Below are 17009 nucleotides of genomic sequence, written 5' to 3'. Positions count from 1 at the left end.
TACGGCATGACGACCAACCGAAAGGCCCATGCCGCGTAGACGGCCAGGACGCATCCGGGCCAGCATCCCGGACCGGCACCAGTCACAGCACAAGACGCCGGCCATCGACCGCCTCTCCTCGCGAGCGCTGTCCGAGATCGTTCGCCTTGAACGCACGCGGAACTATCTCCAGCCGGGCGACACCAGCGCGGCATTGCGACTGTGGAAGGACTACGTCCACCGCCCCGCACGCGAACTCTGGCACGACGACGAGTTCGGCAACGTGCACTGGTATTGCTGCGGCAACCCTCTCCAAGGCCGTGCGCTACTCGACGGCGTGATCCGAGCAATGTCACCTCGCGGAGCCCGCGAACTCCGCAAGATCATCGAAGACCTGGACGCCTCCATGGGCCCGTCTTACCCGTCCACAGACCACCGAAGATAAAGAACAAGCTGAGCGCATGTTTCTGATCCTCAGTCCACCCACGCGAAAGGCACCCGCACGCACTGGTCGCTCAGCAGCCTGGAGCCCCCTGCCGCCTTGCTGTCCAGCGCAATGGTCGAGGATGGAACCATGGCAGACGAAGCGAGCGGGATTGCTCTGAGCAAGCAAGACCTTCGTGAGGTGACCGCGTTCGCTGCGGCATGTGCGGAAGTGGTGCTCGAGGTATTCGAGGCAGATCAGCCGGACGACTCGCGTCCTCGAGACGCTATCGGTGCCGCGTGGGAGTTCGCCCTGGGCGGTGAGCGTGGGCAGTCTCTGCGCGACACAGCGTGGGCAGCCCTCAAGGCGGTCAAGAGCGCGGACACTGCCGCTGCGCGCGAGGCAGCTCGGGCAGCGATGTCTGCGGCAGGCGCCGCCTACCTGCATCCTCTGGCCAAGGCCACCCAGGTCAAGCACATTCTCGGAGCAGGCGCTCACGCGGCCAGAGCAGCCGAACTCGTTGCTGGCGGCAATCCGAGTATTGGTGCCGAACGCGTTGAGCGAGCGGTGCATCGCGCGACACCGGTCGTCGTTGACGTGCTCAAACGCTTCCCAGCTGCACCGGGTGGCGGAGGACGGGTTGGTGAATTGATCCGCATGCTGGACGCTGACCTTCGTTCGCTCAACCTCACTGAATGACTTGCAGCGCCCAGATCATGTGGCCTCCTGACCAGAGATCTGGCGTTTTGGCCTGCCAGCTGACAGGCCGATGCCGACGTACTGAATTCCCGTCATGCAGGAATTGCAGGAGGAATGCCAGGCTGATCCGGTGACGACGATGTGAGGCCACGAAATGGCTAATCCTGCAACTGCAGACAAATTGGTGGGGGATGTGCTCCTTCAGTGGGTCAAGGGGTACGGGCCCGGCGGATGATGGCGGCCAGATATTCGACGGAGAGTTGCATGGAGGTGGTTTTGTAATGCATTTGGGAGAGGATGTCTGGAGTGTGATTCGCCGTGCAGCTAGAGGCGTAGTTCCACTGCTCGCGGCTTCGCTCTTGTCGGGGTGTGCCTTGTCGGAGGCGGCCCAGCGTGGACTCGACAGCGGTGCCGGGGTGCGGCGCGGGGAAGTCGAAGGGGCCTGGCAGGACAGCAGTGACGGGTCCTTGACGCTCCAAGGAGATGGGCGATTCGTCGCTGCAGACCTTAGGGTTGATAGCCAGGAGAAAACGGCCGAAGGCTATGCGCTGGTCGACGGGGCCGGCGAATGGCTGTTTATCGACAAAACCTCACAACCTACCATCCTCCTCACGTTTTCAGATGGGCGCACCGAAACGGTGTTCGTTCGCAAGAAAGATGATGGTGCGGTTCTCGTATCGTTTACGGATGGCGAGCGGCCTGAAGTTTACAGCCGCGCCAGATCTGCCAATTAGGGGAAACTTTCCTAATGCCGGGCAGTCCGTTGAAATCCGATATTCAACGGGCCAATTTCGCGTGATGTGAACTCCCAGCCGGGAGCGCCTCGCCGTCAACGAGGTGGAAGCCAGTCGAAGGTCCAACGAGATCCTCGATTGCATTCGGCGGGGGCCTTGGCTCGTTGAAGGTTGGCGATTGTCCTCGTCCAGGTTCTCTTGGCGATGGTGCTGTCAGTCATGGTGTTTCCCTGCTCGGGTGGTCGTCCCCTTGTGGCGGACCACCCGGTCTACGGGCATCGGGTCGGGTACGGGGGCCAGGCTGGTCGGCGTTGGGATGCCGTACTCGCGGCGTAGCGCCGAGCGGGCCGCGAAGTATCCGCAGATGCCGTGTACGGACGGCCCCGGCGGGGTGGATGCCGAGCACAGGTACACGCCCGGCAGTGGGGTCATGTGCGGGTCCCGGCGGGCCGTCGGACCAGCAGGGACGACCTCCCGAGCCTCCACACGCCTGCCGCAGGTATCGTCCGTGACCGCGATGCGGTGATCGCCGGCCTGACCTGACCTGACCTGGATCTCCGGAGTCGTCGAAGGCCATGTCATCTCATTTGGTGTCTGCCTGGGGGAAATCCGCGACAAGGCGGGCCATCTCGTGCAGGTGGTGCCAGTACTCAGGATGGTCCGTTTCGCTGAGTACAGGTATGACCTGGTCCAGGCGGGCGATGCAGCGAAGCAGACCGCTTCGACCTCGCGCTTCGAGCTCGCCGCCGTTCTCGATCCAGATGGAAACCCAGGCTGCGGTGTCCGAGTCCAGCATCACCAGGTCGAAGCCGGCCCGGTCCGCGCCAGCCAATCTGGGAGGAAAGGGCAATTTCATGAACCCTTGGTACAGGCGTGCCACGGCCTCAAACGCAGTCTCTTTGCTCACGCTGGCCATCATGGCGCAGCTTTCACCACGCATGGAGTCAGCCGGCGAGCCAGGCCATGGTCCGTTCGATGGTCCAGCGGTGTCGTCCGAGCCGCTGTGAGGTGTCGACGCCCTTGCGGGCGATGCGGGGCCGGATGCCTCGCTGTGCCAGCCATTGCCGCAGGTGGCGGTAGTCGTAGCCCTTGTCGGCGTGGAGCTTGCCGGGTTTGCGTCGGCGCCGGCCGCGGCGGGAGCGGATTGGGGGTGTGCCCTTCACCAGCGGGATCAGGGAAGCCTGGCTGCCGAGCCCACGCTCTGAGGAATTCCGCTGAACCGTAGGCGGCAGGCCACGGATCTGTCATCGTCGCGATGGTGCCTGGAAGGCCGGTCACGATCGGGACTTGATCCTCAAGAAGTTCGGCATTGGCGACGCCGCCGATCACGTCCATGACAGCAGCGGTCAGCAGGGCCGTGACGACGTGGTCGACCGGCCTGTTGCAGAACGCCATGACGTCGACGGCGTGGGTCGGGGTGAAGCCGATGAGGGGTTCCTGGTCGACCTCGTCGGCGTGCTCGGCCTCGAAGATGGCCTCGTCGCCGATGCCGGATACCATGAGCGAGACCACAACAGGCCGGCGTCCGTCGATGCCCCCGGTCTCGGCGATTCCGAGGCTCTCCGCGTGAATGTTCAGGTCGAACTCGCCGACCCGATTCTCCTCAAAGTGAGATGAGGAACGGACAAGGAAATTCCCGGAGTCGCTGCATGGATACGGGTGGGACGGGCGCCGCCAACTCAATCACCAACACCGGACCGCTCATGACGTTGGGGCAGGATTGTGACAGCGGCCGGTTGAGATCCCCCATGGGCGGCCAGTAGACGGCACCTCAATGGCCGTCGACAGCCACTGTGTGTTGACACTCATGAGCGAGTAGGACACGTCCGGCGCCAGTACGAGCGGGCCGACACGGTCAGGGCGATGCCGTACACGGCGAAGGCGAGCATCCCGATCCAGCCGACCAGCAGCGCGTCGCCCGAGGAGTGGAAGTCGCCGCGCCGCATCGTCACCACGCCGGACGTGGCCAGGGACAGGTATCCGATCCCCAGAACTCCGTACGGGGCGAGCGTGGCAGCGCCGAGCAGAGCCGGGGCGAGCGGGAGCCAGAGCGGTACCCGGCGCCCGCGCAGGAACAGTGTCCAGCGCGGGAAGACCTGCCCCCACGGGCGGACCAGGCCCCACAGCAGGAAGACACCGAGCGCGGCCAACAGCACGCTGGCGTCCAAGCCCCAGGACTCCAGGGTGAGGAAGATCCCCGAGGCGCCGTTGCGCTCCGAGACCGCGAGCATCTCCTCACCGGTGATCCCCGCGAACGTTCCGCCGGACGCCCAGACCAGTTTCATCGCCGCGTACGGAACAAAGGCCAGCGTCCCTGCCCAGGCGGCGCGTTGGGCGTACTGAGGTGCGGCGGACGGCGCTCGTACGGTGGTGCCGGCGGGCAGGCGATCGGATCGGGCCGTGGCCGCGAGCAGGACCGCTCCGACTGCCGCAAGGGCCTTGTTCGCAGCGGAGGTTCGGCTGTCCACTCCCTGACCGAGCATCAGCGTGATCACATCCATCAGCAGACTGAACGCGGTGATCCCTGTGAGCCCGCAAACCACCCAGAGCAGCACCCGCAACGGTGGCAGCAGCCCGTACAGCACCACCGCTCCGCTGACCAACGTTCCCAGCGCACCCACCGCCACGACTGCCCAACCCAACTCGGAGGCCCCTGAGTTACCGCCGTGGTGAAGCAAGGGGGCCCCGCTCAGCGCGCACGCCAGGGCGAAGCCGGTATACAGCACCGCCCACACCATCGTTGCGCGGGCCACCCAGCGCGGCCATCGCTGCCACCATGCGCTCCAGAGCGCCTCTTTCCCCGCATCCCAGTTGTAGCGGTCCCACACGTTGACCTGGTAATCCATGGTGATCTTCGGCTGGCCCTGTGCATCCGGTACGACCGAGACATTCCCCGAGACGTTGCGCATGTGGGAGCCGACTCCGAGGTACCGGTTGCGGTCCTCGAAGGTGCCGCCGACCGCCTTTGTCTCCACCGGGATCGACACCGGTGCCCCGCCCGACTTCCCAAGGCGTCCAGGGCCTCCTGCTTCCACCGGTCCCGGTGGTTGGAGATGTCCGAGGCGACCGCCCCGCGGAAGCTTCCGTCGTCGCTCATGGCGCGGTCGATGTCGAGCCGCAGCACCGTACCCGTACCGCCGAGATAGTGGGCGAGATTGCGGGAAGCCTCGGTGTTCCCGATGAAATCGCCGGCAGCCATCATCGCCTCGGCCTGCGAGAGCAGGAAGGCATCGTGTGCGGTGGGCTCCTCGGTACCGAAACCGATCGCACGCAGATCGGCCGGGCGCCACTGGTGGTGGCGGGTTTTGTGATCTCCCGCGGCTGACGGTCCGGCCGCGCACCAGCGGCAGAAGGCCGTCGGCGTGCGGCCGGACCGGGGTGTCAGCGGTTGCGGAGTGCGGCGAGGGTGTTGTCGAGGTCGGCGGCGCTGGTTCGGTTGTGGGGGAGTTTGGCGAGCAGGGCGGCCATGCCGCAGGTGTTGGTGAGGGCGGAGAAGACCAGTCCGCCGGCGATGCCCGCAGCGATGAACTGGAAGGCCGGGTGGAGCAGGACGCCGAGGAGCAGGCATAGCAGGACGATGGTTCCGGCGGTGAAGCGGACCTGGCGTTCCATGGCCCAGGTGGCACGGGCGCCGGTCCGGGGGCGGTGAAGGTCGTGGCCGTCGGCGGTCCAGGCGCCGGTGCCGCCGGTGAGGGTGGCGGTGGGGATGTGGTGCTCGGCGAGGAGTTTGCAGGCGTTCTCGGATCGGGCGCCGGAGGCGCACACGACGAGGATGTCACCGCGGTCGGCGGCGTGGCGGAGGTCGGTCAGGGCGCGCTGGAGCTGGTCGAGGGGGATGTTCAGGGCTCCGGGCAGGTGGCCGGCGGCGTATTCGCCGGGGGTGCGCACGTCGATGACGGTGAGTTCGTGCAGGCGGGTGCGCGCCTCGGTGGTGCCGAGTGCCGTGGGCGTGGACATAGCAGATGTCATCCTTGGGTGTCGACGGGCCCCCAGCCGGGGACTATATTACCCCTGGGGGTATTGCGTGAGGAGTTGTGGTGGAACTTGACCTGGCGGGTGCCGAGCTGAAGGCGGTCCTGAACCGGCTGCGCCGTGCGCAGGGCCAGATCTCCGGTGTGATCCGGATGATCGAGGAGGGCCGGGACTGCGAGGAGGTCGTCACCCAGCTGGCCGCCGCTTCCCGTGCGCTGGACCGGGCCGGTTTCGCGATCATCGCCACGGGGCTGCAGCAGTGCATGACCGACGTCGAGGACGGCGCCCGCTCGGGTGAGGACCGCGATCAGATGCGTGCCCGGCTGGAGAAGCTGTTCCTCTCCTTGGCGTGAGCCGCGGGACGTGGTGGTCGCCGGTCACCAGATGGCGTCGGCGAGCATGACGGCGGCGACCGCGAGCAGGACGTAGGCGAAGATCCTCTGCAGGGCGGGGCCGGAGATCTTCGCCGCGAGGCGTTTGCCGTCCCAGGCTCCGAGGATCGCCGCTCCGGTGAACGGGGCGATGACCCCCCAGTCGAGCCCGGCGCCGGTGCCCGTGCGGGCGGTGAGCGCGGCGAGCGAGTTGACCGTGATGACGAGCAGGCTGGTACCGACAACCTTGCGCATGGGCAACGCAAGCACGGTCCGGAGGGCGGGCACGGCCAGGAATCCGCCGCCGACGCCGATGAATCCGGTGACCGCGCCCAGTCCGGCGCCAGCACCGGCCGCCCGGGCGGGGTGGACGGGGACGGGACCGGAGCCGGGTGCGCGGTCGCGGCGGGTGCGGAGCATGGCGGTCGCGGCCAGTGCGGCGATCCCGGAGAACGCGGCGGTCAGGACCGCTTCGGGTACGCGGGCGGATGCCGCGCCGGTGAGGTGGGCGGGGATGATGCCGGCGGCGGCGAAGAGCGGTCCGGTCTTCCATGCGACGTTGCCGTCCCGGGCGTGCGCGTACAGAGCGGTGGTGGAGGTGGCGGCCACGATGATCAGGCTTGCGGTGGTGGCGGCTGCCGGGGTGAGGCCGAGCAGGTAGATCAGGGCGGGCACGGCCAGGACGCTGCCGCCTCCGCCCAAGGCGCCGAGTGCGAGTCCGATCACGCCTCCGGCGACGAGGGCGAGGAGGAGAGTGCTCACGCTATCTGGCCGTTGTTGCCGCGCTCGTCGAGGACGGGGTGCCCGGCGGCGGCCCACGCGTTCATGCCGCCCTTGACGTCGACGGCCTGCTCCCCGCGTTCTGCGAGGAGCTTGGCGGCCTGCCGGGAGCGGTGACCGCTGCGGCAGATGACCACCAGCGGTTTGCCGGCCGCGTCGGCGGGCAGCGCGGCCCCGGCCAGCAAGCCCGTCAGGGGTGCGTGGACGGCCCCGGGGGCGTGGCCGGCTTTCCACTCGGGCATCTCACGGACGTCGAGGAGCACGGCTTCGGGGTTTTCCCCGCTGGTGCGGTTGTGGGCCTGTTCGGGGGTGAGGCGCGCTTTGCCACGGCGGAAGAGGAACATCACGCCGGTCCTTTCGGAGGAGAGGGTGGTCAGGGGCCGGGGCCGGGGACGGTGAGGCCGGCGTCGGTGGCGGCGTCGAACGCGACGTCCACGGCGACGCTGTCGCGGCCGGCAGCGTCGTCGCGGCCGGCGGCGTCGAGCAGGGTCGGCGGCGATTGCGGCACGCATGCCGTCGGCGCAGTGCACCCACACCGTGCCCGCCGGGCCGCCGGACAGAAGCCCGTGCAGCTGGTGGACTGGGATGGGTCCCGGGGGCGGCCGGCGCGTGTGCGGGAAGAGGCGTGCTTCTCAGGCGGCGGGTGCGGTCTGCAGCGCCCAGGCGGTGTAGCCGCCCAGCACGTCGGAGACGTCGGTGAACCCGCGGTGGCGCAGCAGGCTGGCCGCGATCGAGGAGCGGTGTCCGCCCGCGCAGTGCAGGACCAGGGGCCGGCCGGCCGGAATCTCGTCCAGACGGTGCGCCAGCTCGCCGAGCGAGATGTGCAGCGCGCCGTCGATGAACCCGTCCGCTCCGCGCTCGCCGCAGGTGCGGACGTCGATGACCACCGGCGGCTCCTCTCCCGCCAGCGCGGTGCGCAGTTGGGCGGCGGTCACGCGGCTGGCCGGGGTGACCTCGTCAGCCATGGCCGCGAGTGCGTCGGCGGGGCCGCGCAGGTAGCCGGCAACGCGGTCGAATCCGATGCGCGCCAGGCGGGTGACGACCTCTTCCTCGCGGTCCTGCGGGGCGACCACGAGCAGTTCCGCCCCTGGGTCCAGGACGGTGCCGGCCTGCTCGGCGAAGCGACCGTCGGCCGGCACGTTCACCGCGCCGCGCAGGTGGCCGGCAGCGAACTCCTGCGGGTCGCGGGCGTCGACCACGACGGCACCAGTGGCGCGGCGCTCGGTGAACTCGGCTGCCGTCAGCGGCCGGGGCGCCGAGTCGGGGTCGTACAGTCCGCGCTCGCGGCGGTTGAGGTCGGCGTCGTAGGCGAAGTAGCCCGGGGCGGTGGACTGTCCGGCGGTGACCAGGCCGACGAACTCCGCCTCGGCCATGGGGGCACAGGCGTAGTTCGTGGCCCGCTGCTCGCCGATCGTGGACTGCTTCTCAGTCGACAGGTTCTTGCCGCACGAGGAGCCGGCGCCGTGCGCGGGGAAGACCCGTACCTCGTCGGGCAGGCCCATCAGCTTGTTCTGCACGCTGTCGTACAGCATGGCGCCCAGCTCGCCGGCGGTGACGCCGACGGAAGCCGGCAGATCGGGGCGGCCCACGTCGCCGATGAACAGGGCGTCGCCGGTGAGCACGCCGTACGGGACGGTGTCCTCACCGCGCTCGTAGACCAGCACGCTGATCGACTCCGGGGTGTGCCCCGGAGTCTCCATGATCTCCAGGGTGACGTCCCCGAGACTGATCGTCTCGCCCTCTGCCAGCTTGCGGATCGCGTACTCCGTCTCGGCGCGCCGCCCGTAGCCGATCCACGCCCCGGTACGTGCCGCCATCTCCAGGTGGCCGGCGACGAAGTCCGCGTGGAAGTGCGTGTTGACGACGCCGACCACCTGAAACCCGCGGGCCTCGGCGTCGGCGAGGTACTCCGATATGTCCCGGCGCGGATCCACGACCACGGCCTGCCCGGTGGACTCGTCCGCGATCATGTACGACGCCTGAGACAGGCAGTCCAGGTAGTACTGGGCAAAGAACACGACAGACCTCCGGCGGAAGACGGGCACACCCGGGCATCCGAGGGGATGCAGAGGGACACCGGCTGCACGCGGTACCACGGCCCCTGCCCCTGCCCCTGACGTGGGCGGAACGAGCCCAGACGGAACGGCCTGCGAGGAGCGCCTGTCAGGCCGCGGACCCGGACCCGTATACCCCCTCGGGTATTACGCACTCGACGGTAGGGGCTCTCCTTGCGCGCTGTCAAATACCCCCCAGGGTATTTTTCCCGGTAGAGGTGTCCGGGAATACCGCGCGGCACGCACGGTGCTGCGGGGCAGGTCGGGGTCAGGAGAAGGGCTGTCGGTCCGGCCGGCAGATCGTGCCGGTGGGCGGGAGGGTGCCGTCGACGAGGTAGCGGGTTTCGTGGGTGGCGACGCAGGTGCTCGCGTTGTTGAAGAGGACGGTGTGGCCGTAGCCGTCATGGGTGAGGAGGCGGGCGTCGCCGAGTTCGCGGGCCATGGCCTGGGCGTCCTCGTAGGGGGTGGAGGGGTCGTACCGGGTGCCGATGACGAGGATGGGGTGGGCGGTGGACTTGTCCCAGGGGCCGGTGTAGCGGTTGGCGGCTCGGGCCGTCCAGGTGGTGCAGGGTTCGCCGGACCAGGTCCAGTAGCGGCCGGCGTCGCCCGCCCGTGCCGCGCTCTCCTCCTCCAGGCGCTGGAAGACCGCCGGGTCCTCCGGGTTGGGGCTGTCGCCGCACCACACCGCTATCGGCTGTTCCTCGCCGAGGTACGGGTTGGGGTGCCGGACGGGCGGCGGGGGCGGGTACGCGGCCTGTTGCGGGGCGCGGCCCTGCCACAGGTCCTGGAGCCGCTGGGCGAGGGCCGGCCAGCCGGCCACGAGATAGAGGGAGTTGACGGCGTCGGAGACGGTGACGGCGTACGTCCACGGGCCGACCGGACGTTCCCGCAGGCGCTGGGTCAGCCGGTCGAACTTCTCGCGCGTTGCCTGCGGGCTGCCGGCCGAGAAGGCGCACTTCGCCGTCGTGGCGGCTCCGCACAGGTCGAGGAAGCGGTCCAGGGTGGCGGCGGCGGTGCGGTCGGAGCCCATGCGCAGGAGGGTGCTGGTGCGGGCGTCCGGGCTGTTGTTGTTCGTCCACGCGTTGGGGTCGATGTTGCTGTCCAGGACCATGGCGCGGACCTTGCCGGGGAACATGTTGGCGTAGGTGGCGCCGAGGACGGTTCCGTAGGAGACGCCGATGTAGGTGAGGCGGGGTTCGCCGACGGCCTGGCGGAGCAGGTCGAGGTCCTGGGCGGTGTCGGCGGTGGAGACGTGGCGCAGCAGGTCGGGGTCCTGCTTCTCGCAGCGGCGGGCGAGGTCCTCGTAGGCCTCGTCCCAGGCCGTGCGTTCCTTCTCGGTGACGGGGAAGCCGCCGGGTTTGGACCGGGCCCAGGCCTGGGCCTCGTCGGTGTCGTCGAAGCAGTTGACGGCCGTGCTGTTGCCGATGCCGCGGGGGTCCCAGCTGACGATGTCGAAGCGTTGGCGGAGTTCCGCGGGGATGGCGTCGTAGTTCTGCGGGACCTGCACGGTGCCGGGGCCGCCGGGCCCGCCGGGGTTGATGAAGAGGGTGCCGACGCGCCGTGCGGGGTCGGTCGCCTCGCGGCGTACGACGGCCAGGTCGATGGTGCGGCCGGCCGGGGCCGCGTGGTCCAGGGGGACGCGGGCGGTGGCGCAGTCGTACGGGTTACCGGGCGTACACGGGCGCCAGTCCAGGCGGGGCACGGCCGCAGAGGGAGTCGGCGTCGGCGTCGGCGTCGGCCCGGCAGCGGGGGCTGGGGTGGGCTGGACGAGCAGGGCGGAACAGAGCGCGGCGGCGGCGAGTGCGGCGGCGCGGTGGGGGCCGCGGCGTGAGCGACGTTCGGGTCGGAGCGGGGGTCTGGGTGCGTGTGGGGGTTCGCGTCGGGGTTCGGCTGCGGGCATGGTGCACCCTCCTCCGTCCGGTCGGGGGCTGCCCGGACGCGGAGACCGTCACACCGAGACCGCCGTACGGACACCTGCCCCTGAAACCACCAAACCGCGATTCGGCCGCCTCCGCGAGCCGGGAACCGGTGGGCGGAGAGATGGTGGACGGCGCGAACGCGCAGTTCCCCGCAGTTGCCGCAAGGCCTGTGGAGGAACGGATCGGACTGCCGGCACGGCCCGCACAACGGGTTGCCGGCCGCGTTGTACCCGGCCACCGGGCGCCTGCGTCGGCAGCGGTCGCAGGACCGGGGCCGGGCCACGGTCCAGCCGCGGGCACAGCAGCACTGCCCGCCACGCTGGGAGCGCAGGTGGATGGAGGTTCGGCAGAACGGGCACGCGGGCGCCACGCCGCCCGACGCGCCGCGGGCCTCGTAGGCGCTCGGGCTGCGCTGGCAGAGCGGGGAAATTGACAACGCCTCCGGTGGAGCGGTGTTGCGGTGCCGGCGGAGAGCGTACGAGGTGTGCCTCGCACTCGCTGGACCAGCGCCTTTTCCGCCCTGAAGGGTTTCCCGCTCAATACTCCGGCCGGTAGATCGTGATCTTGCCGGCTGTGGCCGCGCATCCGTCGTCGCGCTCAGCCGGCCGCCCCGGCTACCCTCCGCCCATGGAGCCGGACCACCCACTCATTCGCGATGTCTTCCCAGGTCTCATCGCCGAGCTGACCACCCTCCTGGAGGATGAAGGAGAACGCGAGCTGGCCATCTGCGCGTGGGATCTGCGTCTGGTTGACGAGTGCGGCTGCAGCGATGACTTTTGCCAGAGCATCCGGACGGCAGAACATCCGCGGGGGCAGCCGTACGGCCCGGGCCATCGTTGTGTGCCTCTCTTGCCCTCGAAAGGGATGCTGATCCTGGACGTCGTGGACGGCCGGATCATGTACATCGAGATACTCGACCGGCCACCCATGCACCGCCAGAGTGCACAGCCGTGACAGAACCATCACGTCGGATCGATGCCATATCCGAGGTGGTGCATCGCCGGTGACGACACGTCAATCGGATGGCTGCACGGCAGCACGTGTGATGGCCCGGTGCTCAGGTCGGGTGCTGACGTCGTACACGGACAAACACTGCCACAGCGCGGTTTCGCGGAAGAACGGGCGGAAGACCGGTCCGGAGCGGGACGAGCGAGGGCAGCCGGTATGGATGCTGCACGGCCCCGTGCGACGGGCGCTACGAGGGGGCCAGTGTCTGCCGGCTCGTACAGAGTGACCGTTCGCGGTGGTCGTCGTTCACCGGCGTGTGAAGACGAACGAGATGATCCGTGTTGTCGCTGCCGCCTGCATGACGGTGGCCGCTACGGCAGCGGCGGCGCCCTCGCACGCCGGTTCCGTCGTGCCTGCCGCTCGCCAGGCTGCCGACGAAACCTGCACTCCGGAGACGGAAAACTACAGTTCCGACCGGTGGACCTCAGTGCGTTGGCAGACCTGTCTCAGCGCCTACGGCGGCCCCCACGGCTCCTTCCAGGCGAAGTGCTGGGGCGGGCAGGTGATCGGCTGGAGCCAGATGAGCTGCCGTGCCGGCGGACGGTTCGAGATCCGTGACGGGCAGAAAAAACTGGTGAAGAGCGGCGGTTTCGGTCTGGTCTACAACGGGCTGAGAGACGAGCCCACCCTCACCACCAACGCGTTCCGCTTCAACTGTGACGGAAGGGCTCATGGCCGGTTCACCTTCAAGATTTTCGGCGCCAAGGCCAAACTGACCGGAAACCACAGCCACTACGAGGCCGCCGCAATCCCCGACACCACGGTCACCCGCACCATGTGCTGAACGAGCCACCGCATTCAGCTCCCCGAGTTACAGGGCAGTCCAAGGGCCTTGCGTGAGTTGGACGCCGGGGCAACGTGAGACGGGCAGGACCGACGAGAAGCCGCAAGCGGTCCGGCCAGGCCGGCCGGCTCCTGCGGCGAGCGCACCAAGGCGATGTCGACCAGATCGGGCTCACGCCGCTGCGCGCGCTCGGCCGCTACAGCTTCACCGCCTCCACCCCGGCCGTCGGCGCCCTGCGCCCGCTGCGCGACCCGGACGCACCGGAGCGGGACGAAGACGACGACGGCGGGCCGGAGTGCGTATCGGGATCCGATCGGATCAATCCGTGACGGGCAGGCACTCGGTGAGCAGGGCGACGATGTCACGCCAGGCTCGCTGTGCGTGCCGTGGGTGGTAGCCGACGCCGGGAGGCGTGGTGTGGTCGACCGGTGGGTGGTGGAAGGCGTGAAGGGCCCCTCCGTAGACCACGAGGCGCCAGTCGACGCCCGCGGCCTGCATCTCTGCGGTGAACGCGTCCCGTTGGGCGGGCGGCATGATCGGGTCTTCCGACCCGACTCCGGCCCATACCGGGCAGCGAATGCGTGCCGCCTCGCCCGGTCGGCCCGTGGTCAGTGCGTTGACTGTCCCGATCGCGCGCAGGTCGACGCCGTCACGACCGAGTTCCAGTGCGACTGCGCCCCCAGTGCCGTAGCCGATGGCGGCGGTCCGGTCGGGGTCGGCCCGTGGTTCGGCACGCAGCACGTCGAGCGCGGCGTGACCGATTCCTCGCAGCCGGTCGGGGTCGGCGAGCAGCGGCATGCAACGGGCCAACATTTCCTCCGGGTCTGCCAAATAGCGTCCACCGTGGAGGTCGAAGGCCAGCGCTACGTACCCCAGCTCGGCCAGAGCCTCGGCCCGGCGGCGCTCGACATCGCTGAGCCCCACTCCTTCGGGTCCGATCAGGACTGCGGGCCGACGCTCTGCACCGGCCGGGAGCGCGAGGTGTCCGATCATCGTCAGGTTGTCGGCGGGGTATTCGACCGTACGCGTTGTGACCGTCGTCATGTGCTGGACGGTAATGACCGTTGCGCCCGCTCGGGGTGGTGTTCACCGATGGCAGACAGCAGTCTGTCCCGCCTACGTCACCCGGACGCGTCGACCGCTGGAGCTCGCCATCGTTTGACGACAGGGGCTGACGCGTCCGATGAACCAATGCAATCCCGGGGTTCGCGGCGACCTGAATCCCATCACGACAGACGGGGTCCGATCCTCCGTACGGAAGGGGCCTTCGAGTGGGGAACCTGGTCTACAAGCGGGTCTCGACCGACCAGCAGTCCACCGCCCGGCAGAACCTCGTCCTTAACGAGGCCGGGATCGAGGACCCGGTCGTCTTCGCGGAAGCCCCGGGCACCTCCAGCCGCCTCCACCCGCTCCAGCGCCCGGAGTTCCGCGAACTTCTTACCTACGCGCGGCCGGGCGACACCGTGCACATCTCCGAGATGTTCCGCCTCGTACGCGGCACCGGCCGCATCCTCGATGTGCTCGACGTCCTCCACCGCGACCAAGTCGCCCTGCGCATCCACGACGGCGCATCCGCCATGGACCTTACCGCCCGCCCCCCGAGCACCGGCGAGCTGGAGACCCCCTGCCCCCGCCGGCGAACTCCAGCGCTACCTCCAACGCGACCTACAACGCGAGCTGACCTACGACGGACTGCGGGCCGCCGAGGCCACAGGCAGCAAGGGCGGACGCCGCCCCGCCGTGGCGGCCGACAAACCGACGCCGTCCACACCGCGTACCTGGAAGGCCGCTCCATCGCCGCCCTCGCCCGCGACCACGGCGTCAGCCGCGGCTCCTCCGTGCGGCCGACCCGGAGCCCGCCGAGCAGGCCGCGCTGTTCGGATACTCCCCGAGGGCGGCGCCGGATGGGTCAGCTGCTGGTGTTCCAGAGCGGCGCGATCTTGCCGGCGACGCGGGCCGTCAGTGTGTCGGCGTCGACGGAGCTGCTGGTCATGCCCTTGGTCTTGCGGGTGCTGCGGGAGGCAACGGAGACCCAGGCGTCCTTCTGCGCGTCGTAGCGCTCCAAAACGCTGACCTTCGTGAGGAGTTCCGGGGCGCCGAGCATTCCGGTGACGCTGATGTGGACGTTGGCCGTGATGTTGGTGTCCGCGCCGTTCCCGGCGTCCGCCGTGGTGAGCTTGGCGTAGCCGTGCAGCTTGTGCTGGATCGGGGTGTTCGCAGTCGTCTTGTCTCCCGACCGCTCGCCGGTGGCGGGGTCGCGGACGGTGCCGGGCCGGTAGGTGTCCATGGACGGAGGGATGTTGAGAACGCAGCGTCCGGAGACCGTGGCCCGGGAGATCCGGGTGGCGTCGTCCACGTGATACGAGAAGTCGATGGCGTGGTCGATGAGCTGGGCGCGCGGCAGCGTGTAGGTGAGAGTGCACGGCTCGGCCGGCTCCACTCCGGCGACCTTGATCTCGCCCCTGGTCTGTTCGCGCACCACGACGGTGAAGCTGCCGTTGACGTCCCGGGCCTGGAGCTTTAGCTCGCCGGTCGCCCAGTACGATTCGGCGCGCTTCCAGACGCCTTTGTTGTCTTCCTTGGTGATGGCGAGGCCCCGTACGCGGGCGGTCAGCTTCACGTTGTCGGTGCCCGCGATGGGCTCGATGTCGACGACCAGCTGGGCGTCGGTGCGCCAGTCGTTGAGGGCGTTCGATCCGCCCGTGCGGTCCCACACGACAGCCGCGCGGTCGTTGGCGGGCTGGCAGACACCGACTCCAGCGCCCACACCGCATCGAAGGACCCGTCGGGGAACGGCAACTGCATCGCGTCCGCGTACTGCACCCGCACCCGCCCCGCCAGACCCGCACGCGCAGCCTCCCGGTGCGCCCGCTCGACCTGCGTACGGCTGACCGTCACCCCGGCCACCGAACACCCCGACTCGGTCGCCGCGAGCCGAGCAGGCCCGCCCGTTCCGCATCCCACATCCAGCAGCCAGCCGCCCTCGCTGAGGTCCAGCGCCGCCAGGGCCATGCGCGTCAGCCGGTCCTGCGCCTCCCGCGGACCGGCCGAGTCCGCCGCGTCGTCCCAGTAGCCGAAGTGAATGTTGCTCTCCCCGCCGTACACCGTCGCGAAGTACGCTCCCAGCCGGTCATAGAACGCCCCCACCTGCGTGGACGACAATTGCTCCACAGCCGTCGACATCGTGACCTCCTCGAATCGAGCCGCATGTCGGCCCGTCCGAAGGACCCGGGCGTCATACGGAAGAACTGACCACCTCGGCAGGAGAACGAAAGATCGGATCCAGAGGCTCTGCCCCGCCCGAACCCGGACCGAGCTGACCTGACCTGACCTGTACCAGCTCGGCGTTCTGCGGATCCCTGTGTCAGAAGGGCGGTTCTTCGCTGAAGCCGTCTATCCCGTTGCTTGCCCACCAGTCGTCAGGATCAGCCGGGCGGGCCTGCAGTTCGCGGGCTGCGATGTCGTTCGCGTTTTCCAGGGCGCTCGTGTCGTGGCCCCATGCAGTGAGAGCCTCCAGGGCACGGTCCCTTTTGTAGCGGTCGTTACTGGTGGCCAGCAGGCGGCGGGCATGGTCGGCAAGCTCGGCCCGACGTGTGGTGAGGACGGGGTGCTCTGCGAGCGGGATGGCAGCGACGAGGGCCGCGTCGCGCACTTCCTCGTGGGCGTGACCGAGGAACGGTTGGACTGCTGAGAAGATCGCTGGACGCAGGTCCCGGAAGGCGCGCATCGGCCAGTACTCACAGCGAAACCGGTCGTTGCAAGAGCGTTCATGCGTGGCGACGGCCTCGTCGTCGGCGTCGTAGGCGGTGGCGCCGAGCCAGTCGAGAAGCCTTGCACGGGTGGGGTGCCGTGGTGGTGGGTCGCTGTGGTGGTCGAGCTCCCCTGCTGCTGTGGATGAGTGGTTGAGGATGGCTGAGACGTACAGCGCCACGGGCACAGTGGCTTCATAGATGGTGTTCTGGTGACTCACCTCATCGAGAGCGTCCTTGGCAGCGGTCGCCCTGACGGCCGGGTCCAGGTCGAGCAGGCGCGTCAGCGTCTCCGGCAAGGATGCGCCGGTCCCGTAAGGAGTGGTGAGCGATGCCCAGTCTGTACCCTCCAAGATCTCTTGATGGTCAGGGAGCGCGTCGGGTTGTGGGCTGGACGCCCAGCTGCGGCTGTTGATCACAGGCGGAGGTTACAAGCGTCGCCCCCTCCGTCGTCTGGTCGCATCGACGATGGTCCTTGGCAGCCTCCTGACCTGCGCGGACGGTACTCGTTGAGCACGATCTACCCCTCCTTCAAT

The 17009-nt window shown here is 68.9% G+C and carries 20 protein-coding genes and 3 pseudogenes; 8 read left to right on the top strand and 15 right to left on the bottom strand.

The genetic code is table 11. From position 1 onward, the window contains the following. Positions 1 to 553: 553 nt before the first annotated feature. Entirely contained in the window at positions 554 to 1102 is a 549-nt protein-coding gene (locus DEJ50_RS00630; RefSeq protein WP_150205461.1) for a putative immunity protein, read from the top strand. Positions 1103 to 1476: 374 nt separating this feature from the next. After that, complete coding sequence (locus tag DEJ50_RS00625) at positions 1477 to 1836, top strand: hypothetical protein (RefSeq protein ID WP_190344186.1); 360 nt, start codon at positions 1477 to 1479, stop codon at positions 1834 to 1836. A 213-nt stretch (positions 1837 to 2049) separates the two neighbouring features. Here the strand turns inward: DEJ50_RS00625 and DEJ50_RS34325 are convergent, their stop codons facing one another. From DEJ50_RS34325 to DEJ50_RS34315, 5 genes and pseudogenes are all read right to left on the bottom strand, one after another. Next, a complete protein-coding gene (locus DEJ50_RS34325; RefSeq protein ID WP_411757568.1) occupies positions 2050 to 2268 on the bottom strand; it encodes a hypothetical protein in 219 nt (72 codons plus the stop codon). Between the two features lie 151 nt (positions 2269 to 2419). Further along, on the bottom strand, positions 2420 to 2743 hold the full coding sequence (locus DEJ50_RS00615) for a hypothetical protein (protein ID WP_150205456.1): 324 nt from the start codon (positions 2741 to 2743) through the stop codon (positions 2420 to 2422). 43 nt (positions 2744 to 2786) lie between these two features. Then, positions 2787 to 2987: pseudogene (locus tag DEJ50_RS00610) on the bottom strand (IS5/IS1182 family transposase); the annotation flags it as partial. Between the two features lie 85 nt (positions 2988 to 3072). Then, positions 3073 to 3519, bottom strand: a pseudogene (locus DEJ50_RS35530) (DUF6368 family protein); the annotation flags it as partial. 122 nt (positions 3520 to 3641) lie between these two features. After that, entirely contained in the window at positions 3642 to 4745 is a 1104-nt protein-coding gene (locus DEJ50_RS34315; protein WP_223837494.1) for a hypothetical protein, read from the bottom strand. A 236-nt stretch (positions 4746 to 4981) separates the two neighbouring features. Here DEJ50_RS34315 and DEJ50_RS00595 point away from each other — a divergent pair, with 236 nt between their 5' ends. Next, a complete protein-coding gene (locus tag DEJ50_RS00595) occupies positions 4982 to 5161 on the top strand; it encodes a hypothetical protein (RefSeq protein WP_150205450.1) in 180 nt (59 codons plus the stop codon). A 56-nt stretch (positions 5162 to 5217) separates the two neighbouring features. Here DEJ50_RS00595 and DEJ50_RS00590 read toward each other — a convergent pair whose 3' ends face one another. After that, entirely contained in the window at positions 5218 to 5793 is a 576-nt protein-coding gene (locus DEJ50_RS00590; RefSeq protein ID WP_150205448.1) for a rhodanese-like domain-containing protein, read from the bottom strand. A gap of 80 nt (positions 5794 to 5873) precedes the next feature. Between DEJ50_RS00590 and DEJ50_RS00585 the strand changes: the two genes are divergently transcribed. Further along, positions 5874 to 6161 (top strand): metal-sensitive transcriptional regulator, encoded by a 288-nt coding sequence (locus tag DEJ50_RS00585; protein WP_150205447.1) that lies wholly within the window; start codon positions 5874 to 5876, stop codon positions 6159 to 6161. A 24-nt stretch (positions 6162 to 6185) separates the two neighbouring features. Here DEJ50_RS00585 and DEJ50_RS00580 read toward each other — a convergent pair whose 3' ends face one another. The 5 genes from DEJ50_RS00580 to DEJ50_RS00560 all read right to left on the bottom strand — a co-directional run bounded on the left by DEJ50_RS00580 (position 6186) and on the right by DEJ50_RS00560 (position 10715). Beyond that, positions 6186 to 6941, bottom strand: a complete 756-nt coding sequence (locus tag DEJ50_RS00580; RefSeq protein WP_150205445.1) for a sulfite exporter TauE/SafE family protein — start codon at positions 6939 to 6941, stop codon at positions 6186 to 6188. Further along, positions 6938 to 7303: a rhodanese-like domain-containing protein gene (locus DEJ50_RS00575; RefSeq protein WP_150205443.1), complete on the bottom strand. Its 366-nt coding sequence runs from the start codon at positions 7301 to 7303 to the stop codon at positions 6938 to 6940. The genes DEJ50_RS00580 and DEJ50_RS00575 overlap by 4 nt, the downstream gene beginning before the upstream one ends. A gap of 29 nt (positions 7304 to 7332) precedes the next feature. Continuing rightward, on the bottom strand, positions 7333 to 7467 hold the full coding sequence (locus DEJ50_RS35105; RefSeq protein ID WP_263399159.1) for a hypothetical protein: 135 nt from the start codon (positions 7465 to 7467) through the stop codon (positions 7333 to 7335). A gap of 124 nt (positions 7468 to 7591) precedes the next feature. After that, a complete protein-coding gene (locus tag DEJ50_RS00565) occupies positions 7592 to 8977 on the bottom strand; it encodes an MBL fold metallo-hydrolase (protein ID WP_150205441.1) in 1386 nt (461 codons plus the stop codon). A gap of 304 nt (positions 8978 to 9281) precedes the next feature. Then, complete coding sequence (locus DEJ50_RS00560; RefSeq protein ID WP_223837493.1) at positions 9282 to 10715, bottom strand: alpha/beta hydrolase; 1434 nt, start codon at positions 10713 to 10715, stop codon at positions 9282 to 9284. An 844-nt stretch (positions 10716 to 11559) separates the two neighbouring features. On the opposite strand from DEJ50_RS00560, the gene DEJ50_RS00555 reads away from it, so the two are divergent. The 3 genes from DEJ50_RS00555 to DEJ50_RS00545 all read left to right on the top strand — a co-directional run bounded on the left by DEJ50_RS00555 (position 11560) and on the right by DEJ50_RS00545 (position 13053). Further along, positions 11560 to 11886 (top strand): hypothetical protein, encoded by a 327-nt coding sequence (locus DEJ50_RS00555; RefSeq protein ID WP_223837492.1) that lies wholly within the window; start codon positions 11560 to 11562, stop codon positions 11884 to 11886. Positions 11887 to 12196: 310 nt separating this feature from the next. Then, positions 12197 to 12724 carry a hypothetical protein gene (locus DEJ50_RS00550; RefSeq protein ID WP_150205437.1) on the top strand — a complete coding sequence of 176 codons (528 nt, stop codon included), beginning with the start codon at positions 12197 to 12199 and terminating at the stop codon, positions 12722 to 12724. A 74-nt stretch (positions 12725 to 12798) separates the two neighbouring features. After that, positions 12799 to 13053, top strand: a complete 255-nt coding sequence (locus tag DEJ50_RS00545; protein WP_150205435.1) for a hypothetical protein — start codon at positions 12799 to 12801, stop codon at positions 13051 to 13053. Here the strand turns inward: DEJ50_RS00545 and DEJ50_RS00540 are convergent. Further along, entirely contained in the window at positions 13043 to 13768 is a 726-nt protein-coding gene (locus DEJ50_RS00540) for a dienelactone hydrolase family protein (protein WP_150205433.1), read from the bottom strand. The two genes, DEJ50_RS00545 and DEJ50_RS00540, sit on opposite strands and share 11 nt — an antisense overlap. A gap of 227 nt (positions 13769 to 13995) precedes the next feature. Here DEJ50_RS00540 and DEJ50_RS34310 point away from each other — a divergent pair. Next, positions 13996 to 14232: pseudogene (locus DEJ50_RS34310) on the top strand (recombinase family protein); the annotation flags it as partial. Positions 14233 to 14633: 401 nt separating this feature from the next. On the opposite strand, the gene DEJ50_RS00530 reads toward DEJ50_RS34310, so the two are convergent. The 3 genes from DEJ50_RS00530 to DEJ50_RS00520 form a co-directional block, all read right to left on the bottom strand. Further along, positions 14634 to 15440, bottom strand: coding sequence for a hypothetical protein (locus DEJ50_RS00530; RefSeq protein WP_150205431.1), 807 nt, complete (start codon positions 15438 to 15440; stop codon positions 14634 to 14636). Then, a complete protein-coding gene (locus DEJ50_RS00525; RefSeq protein ID WP_150205429.1) occupies positions 15341 to 15907 on the bottom strand; it encodes an SAM-dependent methyltransferase in 567 nt (188 codons plus the stop codon). Before DEJ50_RS00525 ends, DEJ50_RS00530 begins: the two co-directional genes overlap by 100 nt. 181 nt (positions 15908 to 16088) lie before the next feature. After that, a complete protein-coding gene (locus tag DEJ50_RS00520; RefSeq protein ID WP_223837491.1) occupies positions 16089 to 16892 on the bottom strand; it encodes a hypothetical protein in 804 nt (267 codons plus the stop codon). Between the last annotated feature and the right edge of the window lie 117 nt (positions 16893 to 17009).

This window comes from Streptomyces venezuelae, from assembly GCF_008642295.1.
GTDB lineage: Bacteria > Actinomycetota > Actinomycetes > Streptomycetales > Streptomycetaceae > Streptomyces > Streptomyces venezuelae_C.
Note: the sequence above shows the minus strand (reverse complement) of the source record. Positions and strands in the feature narration are given on the sequence as shown.